We start from the raw sequence: 26,618 nt of genomic DNA, 5'->3' as shown, positions 1-26,618 counted from the left end.
TTTGTTACTTGCAAGGCTGTGTTGCCACGGCCTTGAGCGACAGTTTTTAGCGCTTATTCAAGCACAATCGCACCGCCATAGGTACCACGGCGGGTAATGGCTGCTTCCAATTTATTGTCAGGATGATAAACGGCAGCACTCACGCGTCCGATACTGCCTGCCGGCACAACCTGAACTTTGTGACCACGCTCATTCAGCGCATCAATGGTTGTTTGCGGCAAATCAGCTTCGGCAACAACACCACCCGGCTCACGCGAACGCGGATAGAAGCTTGATGGCATATGAGTGGAATGGAACATCGGCGCATCGAGTGCAGCTTTTAAATCCATATTGCCATGAATGTAGCGCAGGAAGAACAATAACTGCCATTGATCCTGTTGATCGCCGCCCGGTGTACCAAAGCTCAAACGGCGGCCATCTTCATGCCAGCCAAGACTTGGTGACAATGTGGTGCGCGGGCGATTGCCTGGCTTGAGCGTGGTTGGCAGGCCTTCTTCCAGCCAGAACATTTGGGCGCGTGAATTGAGGCAGAAGCCCAAGCCCGGAATGGTTGGCGAGCTTTGCAGCCAGCCACCAGACGGGGTGGCCGAAACCATATTGCCCCAGCGGTCAATGACATCAAGATGTACGGTGTCGCCGCTTGGTGTGCGACGCAAATGCGCCATTGTCGGCTCATAAACAGCACCCGCCGGACGGCTCAGTCTTTCAAACAGGTCAAGCATACGGGTACGCTGATCTGCAAAGCCTTCCGGTGTGCCCGGATTAAGGCTGTTGTCTGCTTTATCGCCAATCAATGCGCGGCGTGCCTCATAATAGGCTGGTTGCAACATTTCTTTGATCGGAACAGGTGATTTGGCCGGATCACCATAATAGGTATCACGGTCAGCAAAAGCCAGTTTTTCGGCTTCGATGACCAGATGCGCAAATTCACTGCCCAACGGATCAAGCGACGACAGATCATAGCCGGCAAGTAATGACAATGTTTGCAACAGAACCGGGCCTTGTCCCCAGGCATCGGTTTTAGCAATTGTCCAACCCTGATATTGGAAGGTCAGCGGCTCTTCATAAGAAGCGCTGTAACCAGCCATATCTTCGGCAGTAAGCACACCGTGATGTGTTGAACCGCTGGCATCCATGGCCTGCATTTGAGCACAGAAATCGCCAATGCGTTCGGCTACAAAACCGCGATAGAAAACATCGCGTGCGGCATCGATGCGTGCTTCACGGCTGTCCCCCACTGCTTCTTTAAGAATACGCTGCCATGTTGCGGCCAGTTCCGGATTACGGAAAAGGCTGCCCTTAGCCGGTGCTTCCCCATTAGGTAGCCAAAGATCAGCAGAGCCCTGCCAATGTTTGCGGAAGAAATCAGCAAGACCGGCAATTGTATCAACAGCGCGATCAAGGATCGGATGACCTTCATCTGCTAGCTTTATGGCCGCGGCCATGACATCGGCCAGTTCCATGGTGCCATGATCGCGTAGCATCAGCATCCAGCCGTCAAATGCGCCCGGAATAACAGTTGCTAACAGACCATCGCCCGGAATGAGCTCCAGCCCTTCATTGCGGTAGTGCTTAAGTGTGGCGCCGGCAGGTGCAGGGCCTTGTGCACATAAAATCTGCGCTTTGCCGTCTTTCCATAAGATAGCAGGCAGATCACCGCCCGGGCCGTTCAAATGCGGCTCCACCACTTGCAAAACGAGGCCGGCTGCCACTGCTGCGTCAAATGCATTGCCGCCGCGCGCCAGAATATCAGCCCCTGCGCGGGTTGCCAGATCGTGTGTTGAGGCAATTGCGCCCTTCATTGTCATTCTCCATAGATATCCGCTGTGACGTCAGCCTGTGTTTTAGCCGTTGTCACGCGGATCAAGCGCATCACGCAAACCATCACCTAACAAGTTGAAGCCCATCACAACCAGGAAAATTGCCAGACCAGGCCAGATCGCCATATGCGGCGCCTGTGTCAGAAAGTTTTTGGCTGTTGCCAACATCGAACCCCAGCTTGGAGCAGGCGCTTGCTGGCCAAGGCCGAGGAAGGATAGTGAGGCTTCGGCAATAATGGCGGTTGCGATTGTCAGAGTTGCTTGTACCAAAATAGGCGCAAAAATGTTCGGTAAAATATAACGCACCATAATGCGGATATGGCTAAGGCCTATTGAACGCGCCGCATCAACATATTCTTCGGTTTTCACTGACATGGCTTGCCCGCGGGTGAGGCGGATGAAAACCGGCATCGCCGACACACCAATAGCAATCATCGCATTGGTGAGGCTCGGCCCCAAAAATGCAGCCAGGGCGATAGCCATAATCAAAAACGGCATGGCAAGCAAAGCATCCGTCACACGTGCAATCACCTGATCGGTCCAGCCGCCAAAATAGCCGGCCAGCATACCAAGCGGTAAACCGAGTGCGACTGCAATCATCACCGAGATGACACCGGCCTGAAGCGAAGCGCCGGCACCATAAATCATGCGTGAGAAAATATCACGACCAAGTTCATCAGTGCCCAGCCAATGTGCTGCTGATGGCGGTTGCCGAATGGCTGTCCAGCTGGTCAGTGTCGGATCAGCCAAGGGAAACCATGGCCCGACAATGGCAACAAGAATAAAGAACAGAACGACAATTCCGCCTAAAACGGCACTGCGGTTAGATTTGAACTTTGCCCAGACGCGATTTTTATGACGTCGCGGTGCAGGGGCAGCAGCAGTTGTTGTTGCGGTACTCACAGGCTTGCCCTCATACGCGGATTAAGTACAAAATAAAGCAGATCAGCAAGAAGGTTGATCAGAATAAAAGAGGTGGCGGTTACGAGCACAACGCCCTGAACAACAGCATAGTCGCGGTTAAATACCGCATCGACGATCATCTTGCCAAAACCCGGAATGGTGAAAATCTGCTCGGTCAAAACAGCGCCTGCCAAAAGCTCACCAAACATCACAGCTGAAAGCGTAATGATCGGGAGCAAAGCATTGCGGAAGGCATGTTGCAAAATGACGATTTTTTCACGCAGACCTTTAGCGCGCGCTGTGCGGACATAATCTTGCTGCAAAACACTCAGCATCGCCGAGCGTGTATGGCGCATTAAAGATCCGGCAATGGCAGTGCCAAGCACAAAAGCGGGCATCAAAGTGGTTTGCAGGCTGCGCCAAGGGTCATTAAACGGTGTTTCATAGCCTGAAGCCGGTAGCCAGCCTAAGTTTACGGAAACAAGAAGGATCAGCATGATGCCGAGCCAAAAATTTGGAACGGATAAACCGGAGAGCGCAACAAAGTTGGCCAGATAATCCCAGAAGGTGCCTTTTTTGACGGCAGAAATCACACCGGCTGGAATGCCGCAAAGCGTTGCGAAAATCATAGCCATCACAGCTAGTTGAATGGTGACCGGAAGCTTTTGTGCAATCAGCTCGGTTACCGGCAGGCCAGTGCGCAAGGATGTGCCGAGATCACCTTGCAAAACATCTTTAAGCCAATAGATATATTGCCAGATCAGCGGATCATTCATGCGGTATTTTTCACGCAAAAAAGCAATTGTTTCCGCGTCGCGGCTTTCTCCGGCCATCACAAGGATCGGATCGCCAGGCAGAAGCTTTTGCAACATGAAAACAAATACCGAAATCAAAAATAAAGTCGGTATAGCCACCAAAAGGCGGCTGAGGAAATAGCGCAGCATTATGTGCGTCTCCTTAAATTCAAGGCTTCGCCCGATGCATATCAGCATCGGGCGAAGTAGTCTAATTAGTTGGAGACGTTACGAAGTCGGATGATACCATCCGCATATGGTACGAAACCTTCAATACCCTTACGCAAAGTGTAGAAATATTTCAGGTGGTAGAGATATAGCAACGGCAGATCATTTTGCAGGATCGCAGTTGTCTGATCGTAAAGCTCTTTACGAACCTTAGGATCTGGCTCTGCACGTGCCTGATCAAGAAGCTTATCGATCTCCGGGTTGGAATATTTTACGTCGTTATTAGAACCGGTTTTATGCACGAATGAATGAATATTTGCATCCGGATCAATACGGCCTGACCAGCCCTGCAAGGACATTTCAAAATTGCCTACTGCGTTTTCTGAAAGCATTGTTGCGAATTCAGTTGCGCGCAGCGAGATATTGAAACCTGCTTCAGCAGCCATTGCCTGAATAACCTGACCCCGCTGCTGTGAAACAGGGTCGTTGCCTGTCGACATTTCGATATTGACCGGAAGTTCTACGCCTGCTTCAGCCAACAGTTGCTTGGCTTTTTCAACATCGCGTGCAGGAACCGGGAATCTTTCATCATACCAAGTGCTGCCCGGGGCTGCCCATTGGTTACCTGGTACATAAAGGCCTTCAAACACCACCTGATTGAGCGCTTCGCGGTCAATCGCCAATGAAAGTGCCTGACGTACCAATGGGTTAGAGCCAAGTGGCTTTTCAGCTTTTGGACCATTGCCGACATTAATCATAATGCCCTGATAGCCGATATTAGCGACTTCAAAGAGCTGCAAACGGTCATCGGTGCGGATAGCCGGAACATCGGACGGAGCCGTGCGCTCGACAATGTCTAAATCACCGGCGCGAACGTTGGCCAAACGAACAGTAGTATCTGGAATTGGCATCAAAATAACGCGGTCATAATGATACTTGTCTGCTTCCCAATATTCAGGGAATTTCTCCAGAACAATGCGATCGCCTTCAACGCGGCTGACAAAAGAATAAGGGCCAGTGCAAACTGGCTTCTGACCAAAGTTTTCACCTGCAGCATCCGCGGCATCCGGTGAATACATGCGACCCGCATGGTGTGCAAGCTGGGCAATCAGCGTGACATCAGGCGCTTTCAGTGTAATGGTCAGCTCATGCTCGCCTGTTGCTTCCACTTTTTCAATTGAACCAAGCTCTGCCTTACGGTTGGACAGTTCGAAATTCATGTTGCGTTCAAGGACACGGCGCGCTGAGTCTGCATTGAATGGTGTTTTATCATGATGCAAAACGCCTTGACGTAATTGCATAACCAGCTGGCGACCATCTTCCGACCATTTCCACTCAGTAGCAAGTTCAGGAATGATCTGCATGTTTTCGTCTGTGTTGAACAGGCGATTGCAAAGTGGCTCATAAACGATGGAGGAAACAAAAGTACGCGAACGTACAGGATCGAGAGAATCCGGATCTTCGTTGAGACCGATACGAATATCTTTCGCATAAGCTGATCCAGCTGAAACAACCGTGGCGAGCAATGCAGCTATAAAAGCTTTGCGGGTCATGGTATCCTCCTTGTTTGATCATAGGCCTTTAAGAATGACTATGAAAATCATGCTACGAGCCATGATGGGATAGTGATGTTATTTTGTCTTTTGAGCAGATTCTTATATATAAACAAGATGTATAAGAAAAACTTTAGAAGAAATTGTGTGAACAAGTCATGCAACGCATGATAATTACGCGTTGCAGATGCCTGTAGCATAGGTGGTTTTTTGGTAAAACTACCATTATTTATATTTATTTCCTCCCCCGATCGCTCCTTTCTCTTGGAGCGATAAGCGTTTTCCGCTCTTTTGCCTAAAAGAGGCTAAGTTACAGAATCATAATAGGCAATTAATACGATAGTCGTATGAACATCTTGCCTGAAATGTTTTTTCATTAATATAATCAATTGGATAAGTTGAAATTATATTTTTATTTCTTTTATGAGTGATGCAGCATTGACTTATGTTTGTTCAAATGTGATTTCCCTTTTTCGCAAATATTTGAGCAATTACATTGAGCTAGGATAAGCCATGAATGCGCTGATCGGCGGTATCGACTTTGGTACGTCTAATTCAACCGTTGGAATTGTCGAAAACGGTACACCGCGGCTGGTTGCTCTCGAAAAGGGTCAAGTGACGCTACCAAGCGCGATCTTTTATAATTTTGAAGATAACCGGACCTATTATGGCCGTCACGCTATTTCCGAATATATGGAAAACGTTGATGGACGTTTGATGCGCGCGCTGAAAAGTGTGCTGGGCACGTCACTGATCAACACAAAAACGCAAGTCAAAGCACGATCGATGGCGTTCACTGATATTCTCGGTGAATTTATCGGCCACCTGAAATCCCACCTTGATCATGCGCAAGGCGGCAATGTTGAGCATGTTGTTTTCGGTCGTCCGGTCTATTTTGTTGATGGCAATGAGACCGCGGATCAATCCGCGCAAGACCAATTGGAAGCTATTGCCCGTGAACAAGGCTTCAAAGAAATTGCCTTCCAGTTCGAGCCGATTGCGGCAGCGTTGAACTATGAGCAGAGCGTAAAACAAGAAGAGCTTGCACTGATCGCGGATATTGGTGGTGGTACTTCTGACTTTTCTATTATTCGCGTTTCACCGGATCGTGCTGGCGCATTAGATCGTAAAGGTGATATTCTGGCAAATACCGGTGTTCATATCGGCGGAACTGATTTTGACCGGCTGTTTAGTCTGGCTCATGTAATGCCCGAGCTGGGCTATCAAACGCTGACGAAAGACGGCAAACGCAATCTGCCGGTGAGTTACTTTATTGATCTTGCGACATGGCATCGTATTAATCTGCTCTACGCCAATAAAGCAAAATCTGACTTGCGGGAGATGCGCTATGAGGCTGCAAGACCTGAATTGCTGGATCGAATGATTGATATTGTTAATGAGAAGCAAGGTCATGCACTGGCTGGTTGCGTTGAAAAGGCCAAGGTTTCACTGACTGATGAAGCGGAAACCAATATTGCACTGGAACTATCAGAAGAGCACCTGAATATTCCGGTTAGCCAAGCGGATTTGAACCATTCCATTGAACGGGCTGTTGTCAAAATTGGCGATACCGTGACCAAAACATTAACGGATGCAGGCATAAAACCGTCTGAAATTGATACGGTGTTTTTGACCGGTGGTTCAACAGCCATCGAAAGTGTCAGGCAAAATATCTTGCACTTAATGCCGGAGGTTAAAGTGGTGGAAGGTGATATGTTTGGCAGTGTCGGGCTTGGGCTTGCATTGGATGCATCACGTAAATTTAAATGATGAGCTACCTGGGATGGAGACCTGATCAAACAATTGTCTTTATTGAATGTTTTTATTGATTTTTATGTTTTGACAACGGAAGGCTTATTATGAGCGATCTTTTCTGGTATCTGGCATGTTCTCAAGGTCGGTTGTGGCTGGCGTGATGTTCCGGCCGAATATGGCCTGCATAAACCGTCTACAGCCGATATCACCGTTGGGCACAACGGCGTAATTGGCCTCGTATATTTGAGACGATGACAGCTAGCGGTCCGGTTCCGCAGGAGCTTTCCATAGATAGCACACACGTCAAAGCGCACGATTAGGCACAAGGCTCAAAAGGGGGGCATGGACGCATGCGATTGGCACGTCGCGCGGCGGAAGAACAAGCAAAATCCATTGCTTGGCCGATGATTGTGGCAGACCGGTCGTTTTCAGCTTAACAACGGGAAATATCGCGGATATTAAAATGGCAATTCCATTATTAGAGGTCGCTCGCCCTACCAAGCCTCTGTTAGCCGACAAGGCATATGACGTTGATAGTCATCGAGGCTGGCTCGATAATGCCCGCATCAAGGCTGTCATTCCCTCTTCGCGAGCGCGAAAGAAACCTTATCCTTTAGATTGTAGCGCATATAAGCGTAGAAATGTCATCGAACGACTTTTCTGCAGGCTCAAAAACTGGCGACGCATTGCAACGAGATATGATCGCCTCGCAATAAACTATCTCGCCGCCATTGCTCTTGTGTCTGCAATCATCGCATAGGTTTAATTGTGTCCCATACTAATGAATAGAAGTAAAATACCCCTAAGCCTAAATAGCTTAGGGGATTTTTTTATTCACTGTGCAATGTTTTTTCTGCCAATAGCGATTGCGTAGTCGTGGTGCTATCATCCATGAGGCGATGGGCGTGAGAATAATGCTCAAAACCACCACAGCAGGTAATAAGTACTTTGCTTCTTCTGCAAGTTCGGGAACCGATAAAACAATAGCCGCGCCCACCCCAAAAAACACAGCATTGACCATAACGCTTAGTGCGGCAGCGATTTGAAATCTAACTGAAGTCATTATCTCCTCCTGCTATAAATGTAAGTTTCAGCTTGGTCAGGATTTTTCTTCCGGTTTGGCACGGCCGGAGCCGCCTGGTTTTTTGCCGCCGCCATCTTGTTTATTGACTGTCGCCCAAGCAATCCGTTCAGCCTCTTTCTCTGAGGTTCCGTGCTTTTCATAGCCTTCTGCTATGTGTTCTGCTTTTCGCTTCTGCTTGTCGGTATATTTGGACTTGTCACCACGCTCCATCGTCTTCTCCTATGTTAAAGTTGAACGATAAGTGCTCTGTAAAGGTAACGGGGAGCAACCGGATGAGTTCCGGATAAAGTGAAATTCAAATGGATGATCACGAAATAATTCAAACATATCAAAAGCTTGATGAAACTTTCATGAGCGTCACCGCATTCATCTCATGTACGTCATAACAATGATCAAGAAGATGGAGAATAAAATGCGCCGTATTCTTATTACAAGTTTAGCAACAGCTGCCATGATCACTTTTGCCCATGCACAGACCGTTACAACCACTGAAACGGAACTGTTTGTAACCGCGCAGCCGACTGATGTTTTGAGCAGCAATGTTGTTGGGCTGAATGTATCAGATGCTGAAGGAACTGTTTTTGGTGAAATTAAAGATCTGATTGTCTCTGACAATGCACTGGCCGGTTATATAGTTTCTGTTGGTGGCTTCTTAGGTATTGGTGAGAGATATGTGATTGTAAGCCCGCAGTCCGTAAACATCACCTATGTCGCTGATGATAAAACATGGCAGGCAACCATGAGTGCGACTAAGGAAGAAATCGAAAAAGCGCCTGAATTTAAATATGAAGGGCGCTGGGAAAAATAAGCACCTATTTAAAAATGCCGCCAGTCTGTGGCGGCATTTTTATGCGCTGGAATAGCATTTTAATGATAAGTTTATATGTCTTAATTCGATGTTTTTCTCATTCAATTAATACAAAGAAAAAGTGCGCCATGAAGGCGCACTGTTTATAATTACCACTTCTGATTGTTATACCAGCTATCTATGTCATTCTTGACGCGGTCTTTTTCAATGCCGTAGCGTTCTTGAATTTTACCTTCGAGCTGCTCCCGGCGGCCTTGAATTTGATCAAGATCATCATCGGTTAGCTTTCCCCATTGCTCTTTAACTTTGCCTTTAACTTGTTTCCAATTACCTTCGATACGGTTCCAATCCATTGATCTTCTCCTTTGGTTTATGAGGATATTAAACCAACGCGGCAGTTTGAAAATGGTTCATATTATTTTGAAAAAACTCATAACATACTATAAAATAAAGATATTTTTATTTATGTAACCAGTTGTGAATAAAAATTCAGGAACAATTTTCAAAGCTCATGAGTTTACCAAGCATCACTGAAATGCAGTGACAAACACAGGAGCTGATCATGAACTTTAAAACTATGACGCTCGTAGCTGCTTGCGTTGTTATCCCGACATTAGGGCAGGCACAGACGACACCAACAGCAGATAAGCCTGCGGTTGTTATGCCGGATCAAGCCAATCCGTCAGCACCCGTTAAAGGTGAAAATAGCTTCACTCAAGAGCAGGCAAAAAGCCGGATGGAAGAAGCGGGTTTTACCAATGTGATGGGACTGACCCTCGATGATGAAGGTGTCTGGCATGCGGCCGGAGAAAAAGATGGAGCGCCAGTGATGATCAAGATGGATTATCAGGGCAACATCACTTCAGGATAATTATCACGGGAGATTATTATGAAAACGCTTAATCAGTTATTCGATAATTACTCCACTGCAAAGAATGTAGTTATGCAACTTGAAGCAGCGGGTATACCATACAAAGATATTAGTATTGTTTCACACCATGCTGAAAACCGTAGCGAAGCCGGTGAAGGCGCAGGTGTTGGTGCCGGAGTGGGTGCTGCACTTGGTGCAGGTGGCGGATTACTTGCGGGTCTTGGCATGATTGCAATTCCTGGCATTGGCCCTGTTGTTGCGGCTGGTTGGTTATCTGCCACCCTTGCAGGTGCTGTTGGCGGAGCCGTAGCTGGCGGTGCAGCAGGAGGATTGATCGGAGCACTCATTGACAGCGGTGTGCCTGATGACGAAGCTCATGTTTATGCTGAAGGTGTTCGTCGTGGCGGTGCTCTAGTATCTGTTAAAGTTGACGATGAAAAAGCCCCTGTTGCGCGCCGCATTTTGGCTGATGCAGGTGGGGTGGATGTGAATACACGTCGCCAATTTTATCGTGAGCAAGGATGGGAGCGTTTTGATCACACGTCCGCTCCATATACGCCTGAAGATGTAGAACTTGAAAGGCAAAAGCTTCTCAATATGCGCTGATAAAGCGCTCCTGATGATGATTTAAGTCATCGCAAGATTGAAGTGGCTTGAGAAAAAGGTGCGCCATAATGCATGTTTCGCAGCCACTTCTCGCTTTTGAAAGTAAATATTCAAAACAGGAGGATGCAATGAAAAAAGTTCCGGCAGAGGATGCGCGACAGGGGCGCAAGGGTGTCTCTGTGTTGGTTATTTTGCTGTGCAGCCTGTTATTGGCAGTTCTTGTTTGGGTGGGTGTGGAAGCTTACGGACGCATTACATCTGAGAGTAATCATTCATTTGCCAATGATGACAAAGTACCGGATGTCAGCGCGCCTGTTCAGGAGCCCGCTTCAGCTCAGTAATTATTAAACTTTAAGTCAGATGCTTGACGGATCGCGCTTGGAGCCTTACTCATGGGCAGACCAAGGGGTGTCCCGTCAAGGGGCTGAGATATTGCTATTGTAAAAAAGCGCAGTGACCCTTCGAACCTGATCCGGATCATGCCGGCGAAGGGATGGGAACAAAAGCCTGCCTTTTGCCGGCCTCTTTGCGAGGCCGTTTATGAACAAAAACTTATCGGTCTTGCAGCCAACCTTGAAAAGGCAGCATTATGACTGAACGCTTTACTGAAATCTTAAAAAACAGCAGCCAGCCGCTCTGGTCACAAGCGGTTGATCATCGTTTTGTGCAGGAATTGCATGCAGGCACAATCAGCGATGAAGTGATGGCAGCCTATTTGATACAGGACCATCGGTTCCTGGATAGCTTCCTCACATTGCTCGGAGCTGCGATTGCAACGGCTGATACTTTCGAGGCGCGGTTACGTTTCGGACAATTTGCGGGCATGGTTTCAAGTGATGAAAACACTTATTTCTTACGTGCTTTTGACGCGCTTGGTGTGAATGCCGATATGAGAGCAGCTATTCCTGATAGTCAGCCTACTAAAGGGTTTCAGGCAATTATGCGCGAAGCTGCCGAAACTCGCTCTTATGCCGCTATTTTGTCCGTTCTCAATGTAGCTGAATGGCTTTATCTGGAATGGGCATCAGACCGTGATAAAGTTCTGCCGGATAATTTTGTGCATGCTGAATGGATTACCTTGCATGATAATCCGTTCTTTTGCGATTTCGTTGCATTTTTACGCGGTGAACTTGATCGCGTTGGTCCAACAGAGGTGGAATGCAGTAAAGACTTTTTCACGCGCGCTGTTCAGCTTGAACTGGCATTTTTTGATGCAGCTTATGAAGCACAGGCATAATTAATGAAGATCAGGTCAGGCGGTGATGAATATCGTCTGGCCTGATCTTTAACCAGCTGAGAGTGATTTTTCGGCTTTTAAAGCTGCAAGATATGAGGCGCGGCGCCAGAATTTTTCTGCTTGCTGATTGCGGAAATTATGTGTTCGGTAAATTCGAATTTCCACCAAAAGATCATCTTCTGTCGTGCCAGCACGCACCAGCAACCCACGGTTAAGTTCGTCATTGACCAGGCTTTGCGGAACCCATGCGACGCCATGGCCGGAAATAGCCATTGCTTTAAGTGCGCTGGACATACCATTTTCATAGACTGAATGAAGATTATATTGCCGTTTCTCAATTAAATGCTGCAATGCAAGGGAGAAAAATGCATTGCTGCGATAGCTTAAAAAATGTGTCGGCTGATAGCTTTTGGTGAGGCTATGCATCGGCGTGCCGTCGCGATTAGGCGCACTGACTGCAATAACGCGCTCCATGCCAACCGATAAAAATGGAAACTTTTTCAAGTCTTCCATTTGTTTTACATCATCAAGAGCATAGGTCAGGAAAAAGTCGCACTGGCCATGCACCAATGTTGACATATTTCCCAAAAATGAGGCGTGGGGATCGGTGAAGCGCACGCGAAATTCATCGCCAACAGCTTCCATGTCAGCCATCCAAAGCGGGAAGAAACTTAAAGATAGGCTGTTTAACGTTGCGAAAGAGAGCACCTCCCAGACGGGATTGTACTGTTCATAAAGCCATTTTCTGGAATTATATAAAAGATCAATGGCATCATGGGCAGAAGGCAAAAAGCTTGCACCTGCCGCAGTCAGCTTAATCGGATTGCTGCTTCGGTCAATCAAAGGCATGCCGACCCAGTTTTCAAGCTGGCGGATGCGGCGGCTGAGCGCAGATTGCGTGATGTTCCGTTCCTGTGCAGCGCGAGAAAAACTGGAATATTGTGCAAGTGAAATAAAATCTTTCAGCCACTTCAGTTCCATGTTCACTCACTTTAATTTTAGTCACAGTTTCTATTTTTAGTTTAGTTCTTTGTTGATAGCCGGACAATTGCAAATTGCATCTTCCTTAGCGAAAGAAGGGATGGGCTTAGGCAAATTTAGAATATACGATTATCCTTAAATTCCGTTTTATAGGTATATTTTCAGAGATAAGATTTTAGCATACGTTAATGATAGGCTTTATTTCTTTAGTTACAGCTAATTAAGATAATACGCATTGAATGCTTTGCATTATAAGGTTTTTTGCAGTTTTACTGCTGCATATTGCGTGCCGGAAAGATCTATAAAAAGGGAGGTGTTTGCTTGCGTTTTTCCCATAAAAACTTGCCGTCTGATCTTATTTTTAATGCACTGCATTGTTGCAATCCGTAGTTGTTAAGTCGTTGATTTGTGCGCAAAATGAATTGGAATAATTCACCATACTATTCCAATTCAGAATAACTAGTCTGATTTTGCATTGGTATTGTCCCTGTTTTCTTGGCACTAAAACTGACGCTCGTTGCTCTAGGTGGAGGCATTGGAGCTACGGCTGTAAAAGAGTTTTATGCGGCGGATCTGTTTTTTAACAGATTGGTTTAGGGGGACATAATGACATTAGCGCATGCAGAATTTCGTCTGGCGGTTGGTGACGGGCATGAATTGGCCGTCTATACTTACGGCAACCCGCAAGGTATTCCGGCGGTGTTTCTGCATGGTGGTCCGGGCGCTGGTGCATCTGCCCGTTCGGTCGAGAGCTTTGATCTTGATACTTATTATGTCGTGACGTTTGACCAGCGTGGCTGTGGTCAGTCCACGCCTTTTGCCGAACTTGAAAACAACAATACGCAAAAACTGATTGGCGATATTGAGGCCATTCGCACGCATTTAAATATTGATCGCTGGGTTGTGAGCGGCGGTTCCTGGGGCTCATGCTTGTCATTGGCTTATGGAATTGCGCATCCTGAAAGATGTCTGGGCTTTCGCATTCACGGTATTTTTCTTGCTGGTGATGAAGATGTGGCGTGGTGGTTTCATGGATCCCGAGCAATTTTTCCAGATTTTTGGCAGGAATTTGCGGAATTTGTACCTGAAGAAGAACGTGGAAATCTGTTGAGCGCTTATTATAAGCGTTTGACATCAGGGGACACGGAGCTGGAGATGGCGGCCGCGCAAGCTTTGCGCGGATTTTCAGCCCGCACCCAGACCTTTGAGCCAAGCTCTGATCATGTGGCAAAACTGCTTAATCCGCAGGCTGCTTTGGCGGTGTCAAAAATTTTCACGCATTATTCGATCAATCGTGCATTTCTGCCAGCAAATTATGTGACCGATAATATCGACAAAATCCGTTATATCCCGGCGGAAATTGTACAGGCTCGTTACGATACGGTGACGCCGATGATGACGGCGTGGAAGCTGAAACAAGCATGGCCGGAAGCCAATTTTACGATTGTTACATTGGCTAATCATCAGGCGACTGTCGGGCCGATGATGGAGGCACTGACACAAGCGACTGAACGTTTGGCGGCAAATATCGCGTGAATTGCGCAATGGCCGATATAGCGGCTTAAACCGCTACAGAGAATTTTTATAAAACGGGTAGGATAGTTATGGGCAGCGGCGATAAATCAATTTCGATGATCGATTACATTGATATTTGTAAGGCGGTCAAACCAGCATTTTCCACGGATGGTGCATGGCTGGTTTATTTGAGTGATCAAAGCGGAATGATGCAGGTATGGATGCAGCCGGCGGCAGGCGGGGAGCCACGCCAGTTGACCAATATGCCTGAGCCTGTTGGCGCGATGGCTTTTAACCCGAAAAGCAATGACCTGCTGATCACGACCGACTGGGGTGGCGATGAACGTCACCAGTTGTGGCTGATTAAAGACCTGCAAGGTGAACCGCAGCCGCTGACAACAGATACAACTGTTGTGCATGCATGGGGCTGCTGGTCGCCGGAAGGCACGCATATCGCTTATGCTGCTAACTATCGCAACAAGTCCGACATGGATTTATATGTGATGGACGTGGTTTCTGCGGAAGCGACTTGCGTTTATGAAGGCATTGGCTGGCGCACGCCTGCTGCCTTTACCCGTGATGGCAAGGCGCTGATGGTCAATGATTGCACCCGTGCAATGACTGATCAGGATTTCTGCCTGCTTAATCTTGAAACCAAAACTTATACAAAGACATTGCCGCATCAGGGACGTGCACGTTATCAGGCAATCCGCTCGCTGAAAGATGATAGCGGCTTGCTGATGATCAGTGATCAGGAGCGTGAATATCTTTCTGTAATGTTCAAACCTGCCAATGAAGATGTGCTTACACAAGTGGCAGCTTTTGACGCTCAGGATGTGGAAGCACTGGTGCTTTCATCTGAGCAGGATAAGTTTGCACTCGTTCTTAACCGTCAGGGCTGGAACGATATTGTGCTGGTGAGCCGTCAGGGTGATGTGCTTAAGCGCTATGAAATGCCTGTAGCCGGTGTTGTGGCTTCGCTCATCTGGTCAAAAGACGGTAAAAGTCTGGTTATGCCGATTGAAGGTGCTGCGCATTCTTCAGACATCTGGGGCTGCGATATCGAGACCGGTGTTTTCACACGCCTGACCGATGCGCCAAAAGCTAAGAAAACCTTGCCTGCATTTCTGGAGCCGACGGTTACCAGTGTTGCAAGCTTTGATGGTCTGGACATTCCTTATTTTGTCTATCAGCCGCAGGTGCCGGCGGGTGAGAATGGCTATCCGGTGATGATCATCATTCATGGTGGCCCTGAAGCACAATGGAAGCCGGATTTCCGCGCTGACATTCAATATATGCTGGCGCAGGGCATCATGGTGGTTGCACCCAATATTCGTGGCAGCACCGGTTATGGCCGTAGCTATCAGCATTTGGATGATCGTGAATTGCGTCTTGATAGTGTGGCTGATTTGAAAGCTGTGCGCATGGCTGTAGGTGGCCGCACCGATGTGGACGAAAGCCGTATTGGTGTTTTTGGCCGCTCTTATGGCGGTTATATGGTGCTGGCAGCCCTGACCGAATATCCGGATTTGTGGAAGCTCGGCGTTGAATTTTACGGTATCGCCAATTTCCTCACACTGCTGACGACCACAGGCCCTTGGCGCAAGCAATTGCGCGCCATTGAATATGGTGACGTGGAAACAATGCGTGATGATCTGGAGCGTTTCTCTCCGATCAACAAGATGGATCAGGTGCAAGCGCCATTGATGATTGTTCACGGCCTTGAAGATCCGCGCGTTACCCCTTGTGAGGGCGAGCAGGTTTATTCATGCCTGCGCGGTCTTGGTAAACCGGTTGAGATTTTGCGTGTTCCGCATGAAGGCCACGGCTTTGCCCGTGTTGAAAATCGTCGTTTGGTTTTTGGCGAGCTGGCGCGCTTCATAAGTGAAAATCTCTAAAATTTATAAATCTGGAATTATGACTGGGAGTGAGCACCGTGAAGAATGGTGAAGTAATCTGGGATCACGTGGACGCAAAAAAGGCTGAGTTTGAAGCTCTGAGCGACCGCGTTTGGGGGATGCCGGAAATCGCATATACGGAATATAAGTCCTGCGCTGAACATACAGCAATGCTGAAAGAGCAGGGCTTCCGCATTACCGAAAATGTTGGCGGTATTCCAACTGCTGTTATGGGTGAAGCTGGTGAAGGCGGACCTGTTATTGCAATTTTGGGTGAATATGATGCGCTGCCGGGCTTAAGTCAGGAAGCAGGCATTGCTGAACCACGCCCGATGGCAGGCAGCACTAATGGCCACGGCTGCGGCCACAATCTGTTGGGTTCTGCTGCTATGCTGGCTGCAACGGCTGTTAAAGACTGGCTGGAAGCAACCGGTAAAAAAGGCCGTGTCCGATATTATGGCTGCCCAGCCGAGGAAGGTGGCGCTGCCAAATCCTTTATGGGACGTGCTGGTGCATTTGATGATGTTGATATTGCCATTTGCTGGCATCCGGCATCTTTCACGCAAGTGGATGACGCACAGTCTTTGGCGAACACCCGTATGGATTTTGAATTCACCGGTCGCGCGTCCCATGCGGCCGCGGCACCGCATCTTGGCCGTTCCGCACTTGATGCGGTGGAACTGATGAGCGTTGGCTGCAACTATTTGCGCGAGCATGTGCCGGCAGATTGCCGCTTGCATTATGCTTATCTGGATGCCGGTGGCATTGCGCCAAACGTGGTGCAGGCGAAAGCAAAAGTGCGTTATACCATCCGTGCAACCGATCTGGCCGGTATGTTCGCATTGAACGAACGTGTTATAAAAGTAGCGCAGGGCGCTGCGATGATGACCGACACCACCGTCGATATTTCCATCATGAGTGCAGTTTCCAATTTGCTTGGTAACACACCTCTGGAAATCGCCATGCAGTCCAACATGGATCGTCTGGGCGGCGTGCCTTTTGATGATGCTGATCGTGCATTTGCCACCGAAATTCAGGCAACCCTCTCGCAGGAAGATATCGAAACCGATTACCTGCGCGTTGGTCAGGAATTTGACGCTAATTCACCGCTTTGCGATTACGTGTTGCCGCGTGAGCAAAAAGGCGTGCCGATGATTGGTTCAACCGATCTGGGCGATGTCAGCTGGATTGTGCCAACCGTTCAGGCACGTGTTGCAACCCATGCGATCGGCTCACCGGGTCACTCATGGCAGATTACTGCGCAGGGCAAAATGCCTGCCGCGCATAAGGGTATGGTCTATGCCGCCAAAGTGATGGCTGGCACAGCTATTGACGTCATGGAAGATGAAAAAATCATGGCGGAAGCAAAAGCAGACCATAAGGCACGCACTGCGAAAATGCCTTATACCTGCCCGATTCCACCGGAAGTTAATCCGCCTTTGCAGCCACGTCCTGCAGAGTAACGGGCCAAATAAGCGGCAAACTTCACACGCCATATCTGGTTTTGTCCAACAAGCGGCTTGGACAAAACCGTCAGTTTAAACCAAAAATAAAGTGGGAGACATCATGACCTTAACAATGAAATCAATTCTTGGTCGTAGCAGTGCAATTGCTATTGCTGCCGGTTTGGCCGGTGCAGGCTTTGGCGCAACTTTTGCAGCTGAAGCAGCCTCACCACCAAACACTTTGGTAATGGCGTGGAATATTGACGCGATCAGCACCTTTGATCCGGCACAGATCGGTGAAGCGGCAACCAACGAAATTATTCAAAATATTTGTGATCCATTGGTGGACATTGATCCGGCAGATGAAAGCAAAGTCGTACCAAATCTTGCCAAAAGTTGGGATGTGTCTGAAGACGGCAAGCAGATTACCTTCCATATGCGCGATGACCTGAAGTTTGAAAATGGCGATAAAGCCACGGCCAAAGACATGGCCTGGTCATTGCAGCGCGTGGTCAAGCTTGGGTTTGGCAATGCTGCTACTTTGAATGAATATGGTTTTGTGAAAGAAACCATCGATGACACCATCTCTGCCCCTGACGACAACACATTGGTGATGAAGCTTGATAAAGCCTATCCGATCAATTTGATTATGTCGGCGATTGCTGCAAACCGTGTTGCCTCGCTTCTCAATCAGAAACTGCTGATGGAGCAGCAGGTTGACGGCGATATGGGCAATAAATATCTGACCACCCGTTCGGAATGTGTCGGCCCTTATAAGCTTGTGCGCTGGAACCCTGCCGAAGTGGTTATCATGCAGGCAAGCAACAATTATTGGGGTGAAGCACCAAAACTTCAGCAAGTGCTGATCCGCCACGTATCAGAAGCTGGCACCCAGCGTTTGTTGCTTGAAAAAGGCGATATTGACGTTGCTCGTGACCTGACCCCGGAAGATCTGAACGATCTTGAAGCGCAGGATAAAATCAATGTTTCCCGCATTCTGAATCCGTCAATCTTCTATTGGAACCTTAACAACGGCGATCCGGTTTTTGCCAATGAAAAAGTGCGTTTGGCAATGCGCTATCTGATTGATTATCAGGGCTTTGCGGATACGATTATTAAAAATCGCGGTGTACCGCGCGCATCATTTGCACAGCTTGGTGCTTTCGGTGCACTTGATGCAGAAGAAGGTCAGCCGTTTAAACTGGATGTGGAAAAAGCAAAGGAATTGCTGGCCGAAGCCGGTTACCCTGACGGTTTTGAAACCACGATGCTGATTACCAATCAGCCATATGCAGCACCGATTGCCCAGTCCATTCAGGATGCAGCAAGTAAAATTGGTGTTAAAATCAAGATCGAACGCATGGCTTCTTCGCAGCTTTTCAGCCGCGTTCGCGGCCGTGAATTCCAGACAAGTCTGCTGGCATGGAAAACCACCGTTCCTGATGCACATGGCAATGCTTCACGCCAGATTTACAATCCGGACAATCGCCTAGAAGCCAAGCAGTCGATGTATCCGAGCTGGCGCGCTTCTTATTTTGATGAAGCAGTCAACGCCAAAGTTGAAGAAGCATTGCTTGAGCGCGATGAGGAAAAGCGCAAGCAGCTTTACCATGCATTGCAGAAAGAAATGCTGGAAAAAGGCCCGCACGCCTATATTTTCCAGAGCCTGACAACTGCAAGCATGAACAAGTCAATGAAAAATTGGCAGTGGAACGGTTTCCGCGCCTATTACGATCTGGCTGAAAAATAAGTGTTTAAAAACTGTTCTGCCGGTCTTTTGCCGGCAGAACAGGATATTTATTCAGCCCTGTTTATGACAAGCACACGCCCTCGCTTGTATAAAATCCTGCTCTTATTTTTTAGGAATAACTGCCGATGACGACGCATGAAATCATTGAAGACGGGGAGGTTGAACGAGAACTTAGCCCTGCGCTTCAGTTTTTCGCCGCCGCCGCGCGTCTGATCATTTCCGTGGCGATTACGCTGCTGGGTTTGGTTACGCTCACGTTTTTTATCAGTCGCCTTTTGCCGCTGGATCCGATCATTGCCATGCTGGGCGATAATATCTCGCAGGAAACTTACGATATTATGTATCGTAAGCTTGGCCTCGATCAGCCTCTGATCGTGCAATATGGTATGTATATTAAAAACGCGCTGATGTTTGATTTCGGGCAGGCGCTGACCTCCGGTCGCCCTGTCTTGGAAGATATCGCCCGCGTGTTTCCGGCCACCATCGAATTGGCAACAGTGGCGATTGTTATCGGCACGGCTTTTGGTATTCCGCTCGGCGTTTATTCCGCAATGTATCGCAATTCATTGCTTGATCACAGCGTGCGTATTATCAGCCTTTTTGGTTATTCGACGCCGAATTTCTGGCTGGGTCTGATGGCCTTGATTATTTTTTATGCCAAGCTTGACTGGATCGGTGGTCCGGGACGCATTGATTTCATTTATGAATATGCGTTTGAGAGCAAAACCGGTTTCATGTTGCTGGATACGGCCATGCAAGGCCAGTGGGAAGCATTCAGCAATGCTTTCAGCCATATTATTATGCCGGCATTAATTTTGGCTTTTGGCTCGATGGCTTATATCAGCCGCATGACCCGCGGTTTTATGATTGAGCAGCTCAATCAGGAATATATCATTACCGCCCGCGTTAAAGGTCTTTCATGGCCACGCACCGTGTGGGGGCATGCTTTCCGCAATGTTGCCGTGCAGGTGGTAACAATTGTTGCGCTTTCTTACGCCTTTTTGCTGGAAGGTGCGGTGCTGACCGAAACGATTTTCGCATGGCCTGGTTTTGGCCGATATCTCACTAACGCCCTGATGGCGGGTGATATGAACGCGGTTGTTGGCTGTACGCTGCTGATCGGCATCCTCTTTGTTGCCATCAATCTGATCAGCGATCTTCTCTATCGCGTCTTCGATCCGCGCACCAGATAAGGAAACATAACAATGAGTAATCATTCCGCTTCTGAATCCTTGCGCAAACAATCGGCATTTCGCGCATGGCTGACTGCTCCTGTTGCTGCTTCCGCTTTCCAGTCGCGCGTGCAGCAATCCTATCGCTCATGGCTCAAATTTCGCATGAATACATCAGCGATGTTTGGCATGATTATTGTCGTCGCTTTGGTGCTGATTGCAATTTTTGCGCCATATATCGCACCATATGATATTTATAGCAGTGATCTGGCTAATCGTTTGCAACCGCCATCATGGCAGCATTATTTCGGCACCGATGAAATCGGCCGCGATATATTTAGCCGTCTGATTTTCGGCTCGCGTATTACGCTTTATATTGTGACCCTAACCGCCGTCATTGCAGCGCCGATTGGTTTGATCATCGGCACCACCGCTGGTTATATGGGTGGCTGGGTCGATACAGCGTTGATGCGTATCGTTGACATTTTTCTGGCCTTCCCAAGTCTGGTATTGGCGCTTGCCTTTGCCGCAGCCCTTGGACCCGGTCTTGAAAACGCAGTGATTGCAATTTCGCTTGCTTCATGGCCACCGATTGCGCGTCTGGCGCGAGCCGAAACCCTGACCATTCGTTCATCCGATTATGTGGCAGCGATTAAATTGCAGGGTGCATCAACCATGCGCATTATTCTGCGTCATGTGGTGCCGATGTGTATTCCGTCCGTCGTGATCCGTATCACTTTGAATATGGCGTCCATTATTCTGACTGCTGCTGGTCTGGGCTTTCTTGGTCTTGGCGCACAGCCGCCAAGTCCGGAATGGGGCGCGATGCTCTCAAGTGGCCGTGAATTCATGATGACATCATGGTGGCTGGCCGCTGTTCCGGGTTGCGCCATCCTGCTCTCAAGCCTTGCCTTCAATCTGTTTGGCGATGGATTGCGTGATGTTCTTGACCCGCGGAATGGATAATAAAATGACCAAGCCTTTACTTGAAGTTGAAGATCTGTGGGTTTCTTTTCCAGGTGTCGATCGGGATTTTGATGTCGTGCGCGGCATTAGTTTTTCGATCGGACGCGAAAAAGTCGGTATTGTTGGTGAATCCGGCTCAGGTAAGTCGATGACCGGTCGTTCGGTGCTCAAACTAACCCCGAAAGCTGCAAAAATCCGCGCCAAAACCATGCGTTTTGGTGATACGGATTTGCTTAGTGCGTCTGAAAAAGACATGCGGAAAGTTCGCGGCAACAAGATTTCGATGATCCTGCAGGATCCGAAATATTCACTCAACCCATTGATCCGCATCGGTGATCAGATCATGGAAGCCTATCGCCTGCATCATAAGGTCAACAAGGCGGAAGCGCGCCAGCGCACATTGAATATGCTGGAAGCAGTGCATATTCGTGATGCTGAACGTGTCATGCAATTGTTTCCGCATGAGATTTCCGGTGGTATGGGGCAGCGCGTGATGATCGCGATGATGCTGATACCTGAACCGGATATGATTATTGCCGATGAGCCAACCTCAGCGCTGGACGTAACTGTTCGCCGTCAGGTTCTGACCGTTTTGGACGAACTGGTCAGCCGTTCCGGCACCGGTTTGATGTTCATCAGCCATGATCTTAATCTGGTTGCGGATTTTTGTGATCGTGTGCTGGTGATGTATGCTGGCCGCATCATGGAAGATTTGCCAGCCAAAGAACTGCACAAAGCGCAGCATCCTTATACGCAAGCACTTCTTGCCAGTTTGCCGCGCCTTAATCAGCCTGTTGATATGCTTGAAGTGCCACAGCGTGACCCAAGCTGGCTGACTGAGCCAACTCTGGCCGGAGCAAATAAATGACAGATATGACACAAGCTCCTTTCGTTGATGTGCGCAATCTTTCCATCAGCTTTGGTAAAGGCAGCAAGCGTGCCCGCGTCGTCAAGCAGGTCAATTTCCACATTGAACGTGGTGAAGCTTATGGTTTGATCGGTGAATCCGGCTGCGGTAAATCGACGATCCTGCGTGCCCTTGCAGGGCTTATTCCGCATTATCAGGGCGATTTTGTCTTTGATAATGTAAAGCTCGGCCAGCAACGCGACAAAGCTTTTTTCCGCCGTGTGCAGATGGTGTTTCAAGATCCATATGCTTCACTGCATCCGCGTAAGCAAGTGCATAAAGTGCTGGCGGAAAGCCTTGCCATTCACAATATGGATCGCAAGGAAGAGCGTATTCTGGATGTGCTGAAAGCAGTGGGTCTGGGCCCGAGCTTTCTCTATCGTTATCCGCATGAATTATCGGGCGGTCAGCGTCAGCGCGTGGCTATTGCGCGGGCTTTGATTATCGAGCCTGAAGTTTTGCTGCTGGATGAGCCAACCTCTGCACTGGATGTTTCTGTGCAGGCAGAAATTCTCAATCTGCTGAAGGTACTTCGCCGCGAAAGGAATCTCACCTATCTGATGGTGAGTCATGATTTGGCAGTGGTCGCGCATATTTGCGAGCGCGTTGGCGTGATGCATAAGGGCGTTATTCTGGAAGAATTGACGGCTGATGATCTGCGCCAATCCCGTGCCAATGCTGAATATACGCAAAGCTTTCTGCAAGCCAGTATTGAAGCCGTTGAACGCCGTCAGGAAGCTTGACGCAGTTTTACTAATAAGTCTGCATTTAAAAAACGGCCTGCATGATTGTATCATGCAGGCCATTTTCGTTTATGGTGTTTAATCTATTTAACGGTACAGAGTGCCTGAGGATCAAGCGCAGTAATAATGCCGCGAAGCTCGGCTAGCCCACGCATACGGCCGATCACCGGATAGCCAGGTGTTACTTTCTTGTCTAAGTCATCCAGCATGCGATGGCCGTGGTCAGAACGGAAAATAATTTTATCGCCCTTGTCACGCTTGCGGTCTTCCTGAACAAGAACGCGTAATAGGGCAACCATATCCACATCGCCTTCGAGATGTGCAGCTTCATAGAAGCTGCGACCATCGCCAAGCCGTGTTGTTGCGCGCAAATGCGAAAAATAAATGCGCGAAGCAAAGCGTTTGGCCATAGCTGGTAAATCATTATCCGCATTGACACCAAGGCTGCCTGAGCAAAAACACATGCCATTGGCTTGTGATGGTACGGCATCAAAAATCGCCGCATAATCGGCTTCATTCGATGCGATACGTGGCAAGCCGAAGAGTGAGCGAGGCGGATCATCTGGATGCAATGTCAGGCGAACACCAAGTTTTTCAGCAACCGGTGTTACTTCTTCCAAGAACTCAATCAGGTTCTGGCGGAGTTGGTCTGCATCAATATGGGTATAGGTTTCGAGTTTTTCACGGAATGCCGGAATTGTAAGTGGCTCGGTTGTAGAGCCGGGCAATGCGCTGGCAATATTGGCAATCAGCTGGTTGATATCATCGTCGCTCATTGCTTCAAAGGTAGAGCGTGCCGCAATACGATCTGCTTCTGAATAGTCTTTCTCGGCGTCTTTACGTTGCAAAATATGCAAGTCAAACGCGGCAAAGCGGTTCTGATCGAAATACATTGCTGTCGCGCCGGTGGAGACTTCATAATCAAGATCGGTACGACACCAATCCACTACCGGCATGAAATTATAGCAGATGACCTTAATGTCATTTTCAGCCAGTGCTTCCATGGAAGCGATCCATGCTGCGATATCCTGACTTGCTGCACGTCCCTCACGCTTGATTTTATCCGAAATCGGAATGCTTTCAACAACCGACCAGATAAGAGGTGTACGGCCGGAAGGGGTGTTCTCAATCAGGTTTTTGCGTGCACGCACCTGATCGGATGTCCAGGCTTGACCAATCGGCACTTCATGCAAAGCTGACACAATGTCAGTTGCCCCAGCTTGCCGCACTGCATCTAATGGTATGCCTCCATTGGGGCCAAACCATCTCCATCCCTGACGCATGTCAAATTCCTCACTTCATTCTTTAATTCAGTCTAAGACGAATTTGGCTTTAGTTAATACGGATGCCGGTTGTGGCATCAAAAAGATGCACGTTTTCAGTCGCATAGTTTAAATATACTGTGTCTGCGATGCGTGCATTCAGGCGTTGGTGCAATTGCACTTCAATCTTTTGAGTACCGATCATCCCTTGAATGAATGTGTCAGATCCTGTCGGTTCCAGATTGGTAATGGTGACCGGAATGCCCTGCGTTTCATCTGTCAGCGTCAGATGCTCCGGGCGAATGCCGAAAGTTACATCGTTACCGCCTGCCAGTGCGGTGGCCGAACCAAGAGGCAGGTTTATACCATCAGCTGTTTGTACTGACTTTTGATCTGCTGACACTTTACCTTTGATGAAATTCATCGACGGAGAACCAATGAAGCTGGCCACAAAAACATTGGCCGGATGATCATAAAGCTCAAGCGGTGAGCCCACCTGTTCAATCAAGCCGTCTTTCATGACGACGATTTTATCGGCCATCGTCATGGCTTCAATCTGATCGTGGGTGACGTAAATGGTTGTTGTTTTCAGGCGTGCATGCAGTTCTTTGAGCTCAGCACGCATTTGTACACGCAGCTTTGCATCCAGATTGGAAAGCGGTTCGTCAAAGAGGAAAACCTGCGGATTGCGAACCACTGCACGGCCCATCGCCACACGTTGGCGCTGACCACCGGAAAGCTGTTTTGGATAGCGGTCAAGATAATCAGAAAGACCCAGCATCCGTGCAGCTTCTGCAACGCGTGACTGAATTTCTGCCGCTGGCTTTTTAGCCAAGCGTAGCGAGAAACCCATATTTTCGGCAATGGTCATATGCGGATAAAGCGCATAATTTTGGAACACCATCGCAATGTCACGGTGTTTGGGTTCCACATCATTGACCACTCGGCCACCGATACGGATTTCACCGCCGGTGATGTCTTCAAGCCCTGCAATCATACGCAGCAATGTGGATTTGCCGCAGCCCGAAGGGCCGACAAGTACGACAAATGAACCATCGGGCACATCAACTGAAACGCCCTTGATGGTTTCAAGCTGACCATAGGCCTTGGTGACGTTTGCAATTTCAACAGAAGCCATGTCTCTTAAACCTTATGCGTTGCAGATAATGAAGATTTATTGCTTAATCTGTCTGCCACCTGAAGGGCAGCAAGCAGGCTGAGGCCGGTATGGTAGCCCGGATCAAGATCCGGTGTGGCAGGTACAAAATCGATCTGGCCATCTTGCGTCATGGTTTGACGTGCTAATGGTGGCGTGCCGAGCCAGTAATTTTTGAAGAAGGCTTGATCAGCCGTTTTCCAGACATCAAGAACTTCATTGCTGCGGTTGCGTTCATAAAGCAGCGCTGCCGCACGGATTGTTTCTGGCAGTGACCACCACGGGCAGGTTTTATTGGTGGCTTGGGTTGTGGCAACCGAAACTGACAAAGCAATACCCGGATTGATAAAGCCTGTTTTGAATGAAGCGAGCAGAATTTTTTCTAAGTTTTTAATTAGTGAAGGGTCCGCGTCCTCGCCCAAATAATCGAGCGCGAAACCAACAAATTCAATGCCATGGCCGACATTGCATTCATCACCTTCGGGCACATTACGTAGTAAGCCGGTTTTCACATCGAAATGCCGGTCGATAATATGACTGATAAAGCGTCCGGCATAGGCCGTGTGATTATGCAGACCAACACGATTGAAAAGGGCGGCAGCACCAAGCAAGATCATGCGGGGGCCGATGTCATCTGGTTGCTTTTCGATTGCCATTTTTGACAGAGGCTGGCGTTCGTCGATCTGAAAACGTCCGTTCTCAATTGCCTGAATGACATTGTCCAGATAGGCGACATGGTTTTTATCAGGCGCGCCGTGATAACGATTGCTTGCAACCATCAACCCTTTTGACACGAAGGCGTCAGAATAGGTGTAGATGTTGTTGGCCGGATTTTGGCGGGCAAGCTTGTAGTTTTGATCCGGATAAACCGGATTATGGTCTGGATCATAACAAAAATAAGCATGACCGTCTTTGGCAATGAGCTTTTCCAAAAGCGGATAAAGCGCCTTGCCTGTGGCATCGAGTTTTGTAGCGAGTGGCGGTAATTCCAGATCAAAAAAATTAGCATGAGTGGCGAGTGCTTCCAGCCCGCGACCTTGTATCCATCCATAGGTATAATCGGGCCCGCGCATGCCATCAGCATTACCATAATCTTGCAAGGTAAGGCTGTTATGCTTGGTGTTCAGAAAACCACCCTGTAACGGCGCACGTGACAGCATCCAGTAAAATGTGCCGCTATTAACAGCTAAATATTGGCTGCGGGCTGCATCAAGAAAATTCATC

General features: G+C 48.4%; 24 protein-coding genes, 2 pseudogenes and 1 riboswitch. Of the genes and pseudogenes, 15 read left to right on the top strand and 11 right to left on the bottom strand.

From position 1 onward, the window contains the following. Positions 1-53: 53 nt before the first annotated feature. The 4 genes from FHS77_RS12105 to FHS77_RS12090 all read right to left on the bottom strand — a co-directional run bounded on the left by FHS77_RS12105 (position 54) and on the right by FHS77_RS12090 (position 5,238). Complete coding sequence (locus FHS77_RS12105; RefSeq protein ID WP_246431311.1) at positions 54-1,802, bottom strand: gamma-glutamyltransferase family protein; 1,749 nt, start codon at positions 1,800-1,802, stop codon at positions 54-56. A gap of 42 nt (positions 1,803-1,844) precedes the next feature. Further along, the gene (locus FHS77_RS12100; protein WP_184223717.1) at positions 1,845-2,723 is read right to left on the bottom strand and encodes an ABC transporter permease subunit; all 879 of its coding nucleotides are present in this window, start codon (positions 2,721-2,723) and stop codon (positions 1,845-1,847) included. After that, complete coding sequence (locus FHS77_RS12095) at positions 2,720-3,667, bottom strand: ABC transporter permease (RefSeq protein ID WP_184223715.1); 948 nt, start codon at positions 3,665-3,667, stop codon at positions 2,720-2,722. Before FHS77_RS12095 ends, FHS77_RS12100 begins: the two co-directional genes overlap by 4 nt. A gap of 65 nt (positions 3,668-3,732) precedes the next feature. Continuing rightward, a complete protein-coding gene (locus FHS77_RS12090; protein WP_184223713.1) occupies positions 3,733-5,238 on the bottom strand; it encodes an ABC transporter substrate-binding protein in 1,506 nt (501 codons plus the stop codon). Between the two features lie 513 nt (positions 5,239-5,751). On the opposite strand from FHS77_RS12090, the gene FHS77_RS12085 reads away from it, so the two are divergent. Beyond that, on the top strand, positions 5,752-7,008 hold the full coding sequence (locus tag FHS77_RS12085; protein WP_184223711.1) for an Hsp70 family protein: 1,257 nt from the start codon (positions 5,752-5,754) through the stop codon (positions 7,006-7,008). Between the two features lie 96 nt (positions 7,009-7,104). Then, a pseudogene (locus tag FHS77_RS12080) lies at positions 7,105-7,753 on the top strand (IS5 family transposase); the annotation flags it as partial. A 57-nt stretch (positions 7,754-7,810) separates the two neighbouring features. Here FHS77_RS12080 and FHS77_RS12075 read toward each other — a convergent pair. Together FHS77_RS12075 and FHS77_RS12070 are read right to left on the bottom strand one after the other, a co-directional pair. Next, positions 7,811-8,056: a hypothetical protein gene (locus FHS77_RS12075; RefSeq protein ID WP_184223709.1), complete on the bottom strand. Its 246-nt coding sequence runs from the start codon at positions 8,054-8,056 to the stop codon at positions 7,811-7,813. A 54-nt stretch (positions 8,057-8,110) separates the two neighbouring features. After that, positions 8,111-8,287, bottom strand: a pseudogene (locus FHS77_RS12070) (plasmid stabilization protein); the annotation flags it as partial. Positions 8,288-8,489: 202 nt separating this feature from the next. On the opposite strand from FHS77_RS12070, the gene FHS77_RS12065 reads away from it, so the two are divergent. Next, positions 8,490-8,885, top strand: a complete 396-nt coding sequence (locus tag FHS77_RS12065; RefSeq protein WP_184223705.1) for a PRC-barrel domain-containing protein — start codon at positions 8,490-8,492, stop codon at positions 8,883-8,885. A 149-nt stretch (positions 8,886-9,034) separates the two neighbouring features. Here FHS77_RS12065 and FHS77_RS12060 read toward each other — a convergent pair whose 3' ends face one another. Then, complete coding sequence (locus tag FHS77_RS12060; RefSeq protein ID WP_184223703.1) at positions 9,035-9,238, bottom strand: CsbD family protein; 204 nt, start codon at positions 9,236-9,238, stop codon at positions 9,035-9,037. A 209-nt stretch (positions 9,239-9,447) separates the two neighbouring features. On the opposite strand from FHS77_RS12060, the gene FHS77_RS12055 reads away from it, so the two are divergent. From FHS77_RS12055 to FHS77_RS12040, 4 genes are all read left to right on the top strand, one after another. Continuing rightward, positions 9,448-9,756: a PepSY domain-containing protein gene (locus FHS77_RS12055; protein WP_184223701.1), complete on the top strand. Its 309-nt coding sequence runs from the start codon at positions 9,448-9,450 to the stop codon at positions 9,754-9,756. A gap of 18 nt (positions 9,757-9,774) precedes the next feature. Beyond that, entirely contained in the window at positions 9,775-10,362 is a 588-nt protein-coding gene (locus FHS77_RS12050) for a hypothetical protein (protein ID WP_184223699.1), read from the top strand. A 128-nt stretch (positions 10,363-10,490) separates the two neighbouring features. Continuing rightward, the gene (locus FHS77_RS12045; protein ID WP_184223745.1) at positions 10,491-10,703 is read left to right on the top strand and encodes a hypothetical protein; all 213 of its coding nucleotides are present in this window, start codon (positions 10,491-10,493) and stop codon (positions 10,701-10,703) included. A 53-nt stretch (positions 10,704-10,756) separates the two neighbouring features. Beyond that, a riboswitch (TPP riboswitch) is annotated at positions 10,757-10,873 on the top strand. Positions 10,874-10,951: 78 nt separating this feature from the next. After that, the gene (locus tag FHS77_RS12040; protein ID WP_184223697.1) at positions 10,952-11,599 is read left to right on the top strand and encodes a TenA family protein; all 648 of its coding nucleotides are present in this window, start codon (positions 10,952-10,954) and stop codon (positions 11,597-11,599) included. A gap of 48 nt (positions 11,600-11,647) precedes the next feature. On the opposite strand, the gene FHS77_RS12035 is transcribed toward FHS77_RS12040, so the two are convergent. After that, the gene (locus FHS77_RS12035; protein ID WP_184223695.1) at positions 11,648-12,580 is read right to left on the bottom strand and encodes a LysR family transcriptional regulator; all 933 of its coding nucleotides are present in this window, start codon (positions 12,578-12,580) and stop codon (positions 11,648-11,650) included. 606 nt (positions 12,581-13,186) lie between these two features. Between FHS77_RS12035 and pip the strand changes: the two genes are divergently transcribed. The 8 genes from pip (at position 13,187) to FHS77_RS11995 (ending at position 22,976) form a co-directional block, all read left to right on the top strand. Continuing rightward, positions 13,187-14,116: a prolyl aminopeptidase gene (gene pip / locus FHS77_RS12030; protein ID WP_184223693.1), complete on the top strand. Its 930-nt coding sequence runs from the start codon at positions 13,187-13,189 to the stop codon at positions 14,114-14,116. A gap of 68 nt (positions 14,117-14,184) precedes the next feature. Further along, a complete protein-coding gene (locus FHS77_RS12025) occupies positions 14,185-15,993 on the top strand; it encodes a S9 family peptidase (RefSeq protein WP_184223691.1) in 1,809 nt (602 codons plus the stop codon). 38 nt (positions 15,994-16,031) lie between these two features. Beyond that, positions 16,032-17,456 carry an amidohydrolase gene (locus FHS77_RS12020; RefSeq protein WP_184223735.1) on the top strand — a complete coding sequence of 475 codons (1,425 nt, stop codon included), beginning with the start codon at positions 16,032-16,034 and terminating at the stop codon, positions 17,454-17,456. Positions 17,457-17,559: 103 nt separating this feature from the next. Beyond that, positions 17,560-19,188, top strand: a complete 1,629-nt coding sequence (locus FHS77_RS12015) for an ABC transporter substrate-binding protein (protein ID WP_184223689.1) — start codon at positions 17,560-17,562, stop codon at positions 19,186-19,188. A gap of 125 nt (positions 19,189-19,313) precedes the next feature. Continuing rightward, on the top strand, positions 19,314-20,381 hold the full coding sequence (locus tag FHS77_RS12010) for an ABC transporter permease (RefSeq protein ID WP_184223687.1): 1,068 nt from the start codon (positions 19,314-19,316) through the stop codon (positions 20,379-20,381). 6 nt (positions 20,382-20,387) lie between these two features. Then, a complete protein-coding gene (gene nikC / locus FHS77_RS12005; protein ID WP_343061013.1) occupies positions 20,388-21,326 on the top strand; it encodes a nickel transporter permease in 939 nt (312 codons plus the stop codon). A 4-nt stretch (positions 21,327-21,330) separates the two neighbouring features. Further along, positions 21,331-22,194, top strand: a complete 864-nt coding sequence (locus FHS77_RS12000) for an ABC transporter ATP-binding protein (RefSeq protein ID WP_184223683.1) — start codon at positions 21,331-21,333, stop codon at positions 22,192-22,194. Then, positions 22,191-22,976 (top strand): ABC transporter ATP-binding protein, encoded by a 786-nt coding sequence (locus FHS77_RS11995; RefSeq protein WP_246431310.1) that lies wholly within the window; start codon positions 22,191-22,193, stop codon positions 22,974-22,976. The genes FHS77_RS12000 and FHS77_RS11995 overlap by 4 nt, the downstream gene beginning before the upstream one ends. A gap of 83 nt (positions 22,977-23,059) precedes the next feature. Here FHS77_RS11995 and uxuA read toward each other — a convergent pair whose 3' ends face one another. The 3 genes from uxuA to FHS77_RS11980 are packed head-to-tail and all read right to left on the bottom strand — an operon-like array spanning position 23,060 to position 26,617. Beyond that, the gene (gene uxuA, locus FHS77_RS11990) at positions 23,060-24,259 is read right to left on the bottom strand and encodes a mannonate dehydratase (RefSeq protein WP_184223682.1); all 1,200 of its coding nucleotides are present in this window, start codon (positions 24,257-24,259) and stop codon (positions 23,060-23,062) included. Positions 24,260-24,308: 49 nt separating this feature from the next. Further along, on the bottom strand, positions 24,309-25,376 hold the full coding sequence (locus FHS77_RS11985; RefSeq protein WP_184223680.1) for an ABC transporter ATP-binding protein: 1,068 nt from the start codon (positions 25,374-25,376) through the stop codon (positions 24,309-24,311). 5 nt (positions 25,377-25,381) lie between these two features. Further along, positions 25,382-26,617, bottom strand: a complete 1,236-nt coding sequence (locus FHS77_RS11980) for an AGE family epimerase/isomerase (protein ID WP_184223678.1) — start codon at positions 26,615-26,617, stop codon at positions 25,382-25,384. Position 26,618 lies beyond the last annotated feature (1 nt).

Source organism: Paenochrobactrum gallinarii (genome assembly GCF_014205685.1).
GTDB lineage: Bacteria > Pseudomonadota > Alphaproteobacteria > Rhizobiales > Rhizobiaceae > Paenochrobactrum > Paenochrobactrum gallinarii.
Note: the sequence above shows the minus strand (reverse complement) of the source record. Positions and strands in the feature narration are given on the sequence as shown.

Excerpts from the sequence above, each read along its gene's own strand:
- FHS77_RS12035 (WP_184223695.1), bottom strand. The coding sequence starts at position 12,580 with ATGGAACTGAAGTGGCTGAAAGATTTTATTTCACTTGCACAATATTCC.
- FHS77_RS12010 (WP_184223687.1), top strand. The coding sequence starts at position 19,314 with ATGACGACGCATGAAATCATTGAAGACGGGGAGGTTGAACGAGAACTT.
- FHS77_RS12025 (WP_184223691.1), top strand. The coding sequence starts at position 14,185 with ATGGGCAGCGGCGATAAATCAATTTCGATGATCGATTACATTGATATT.
- FHS77_RS12105 (WP_246431311.1), bottom strand. The coding sequence starts at position 1,802 with ATGAAGGGCGCAATTGCCTCAACACACGATCTGGCAACCCGCGCAGGG.
- FHS77_RS12085 (WP_184223711.1), top strand. The coding sequence starts at position 5,752 with ATGAATGCGCTGATCGGCGGTATCGACTTTGGTACGTCTAATTCAACC.
- FHS77_RS12095 (WP_184223715.1), bottom strand. The coding sequence starts at position 3,667 with ATGCTGCGCTATTTCCTCAGCCGCCTTTTGGTGGCTATACCGACTTTA.
- FHS77_RS11985 (WP_184223680.1), bottom strand. The coding sequence starts at position 25,376 with ATGGCTTCTGTTGAAATTGCAAACGTCACCAAGGCCTATGGTCAGCTT.
- FHS77_RS12075 (WP_184223709.1), bottom strand. The coding sequence starts at position 8,056 with ATGACTTCAGTTAGATTTCAAATCGCTGCCGCACTAAGCGTTATGGTC.
- FHS77_RS11995 (WP_246431310.1), top strand. The coding sequence starts at position 22,191 with ATGACAGATATGACACAAGCTCCTTTCGTTGATGTGCGCAATCTTTCC.
- FHS77_RS12065 (WP_184223705.1), top strand. The coding sequence starts at position 8,490 with ATGCGCCGTATTCTTATTACAAGTTTAGCAACAGCTGCCATGATCACT.
- pip (WP_184223693.1), top strand. The coding sequence starts at position 13,187 with ATGACATTAGCGCATGCAGAATTTCGTCTGGCGGTTGGTGACGGGCAT.
- FHS77_RS12040 (WP_184223697.1), top strand. The coding sequence starts at position 10,952 with ATGACTGAACGCTTTACTGAAATCTTAAAAAACAGCAGCCAGCCGCTC.
- FHS77_RS12050 (WP_184223699.1), top strand. The coding sequence starts at position 9,775 with ATGAAAACGCTTAATCAGTTATTCGATAATTACTCCACTGCAAAGAAT.
- FHS77_RS12015 (WP_184223689.1), top strand. The coding sequence starts at position 17,560 with ATGACCTTAACAATGAAATCAATTCTTGGTCGTAGCAGTGCAATTGCT.
- FHS77_RS12000 (WP_184223683.1), top strand. The coding sequence starts at position 21,331 with ATGACCAAGCCTTTACTTGAAGTTGAAGATCTGTGGGTTTCTTTTCCA.
- uxuA (WP_184223682.1), bottom strand. The coding sequence starts at position 24,259 with ATGCGTCAGGGATGGAGATGGTTTGGCCCCAATGGAGGCATACCATTA.
- FHS77_RS11980 (WP_184223678.1), bottom strand. The coding sequence starts at position 26,617 with ATGAATTTTCTTGATGCAGCCCGCAGCCAATATTTAGCTGTTAATAGC.
- FHS77_RS12060 (WP_184223703.1), bottom strand. The coding sequence starts at position 9,238 with ATGGATTGGAACCGTATCGAAGGTAATTGGAAACAAGTTAAAGGCAAA.
- FHS77_RS12045 (WP_184223745.1), top strand. The coding sequence starts at position 10,491 with ATGAAAAAAGTTCCGGCAGAGGATGCGCGACAGGGGCGCAAGGGTGTC.
- FHS77_RS12055 (WP_184223701.1), top strand. The coding sequence starts at position 9,448 with ATGAACTTTAAAACTATGACGCTCGTAGCTGCTTGCGTTGTTATCCCG.
- FHS77_RS12090 (WP_184223713.1), bottom strand. The coding sequence starts at position 5,238 with ATGACCCGCAAAGCTTTTATAGCTGCATTGCTCGCCACGGTTGTTTCA.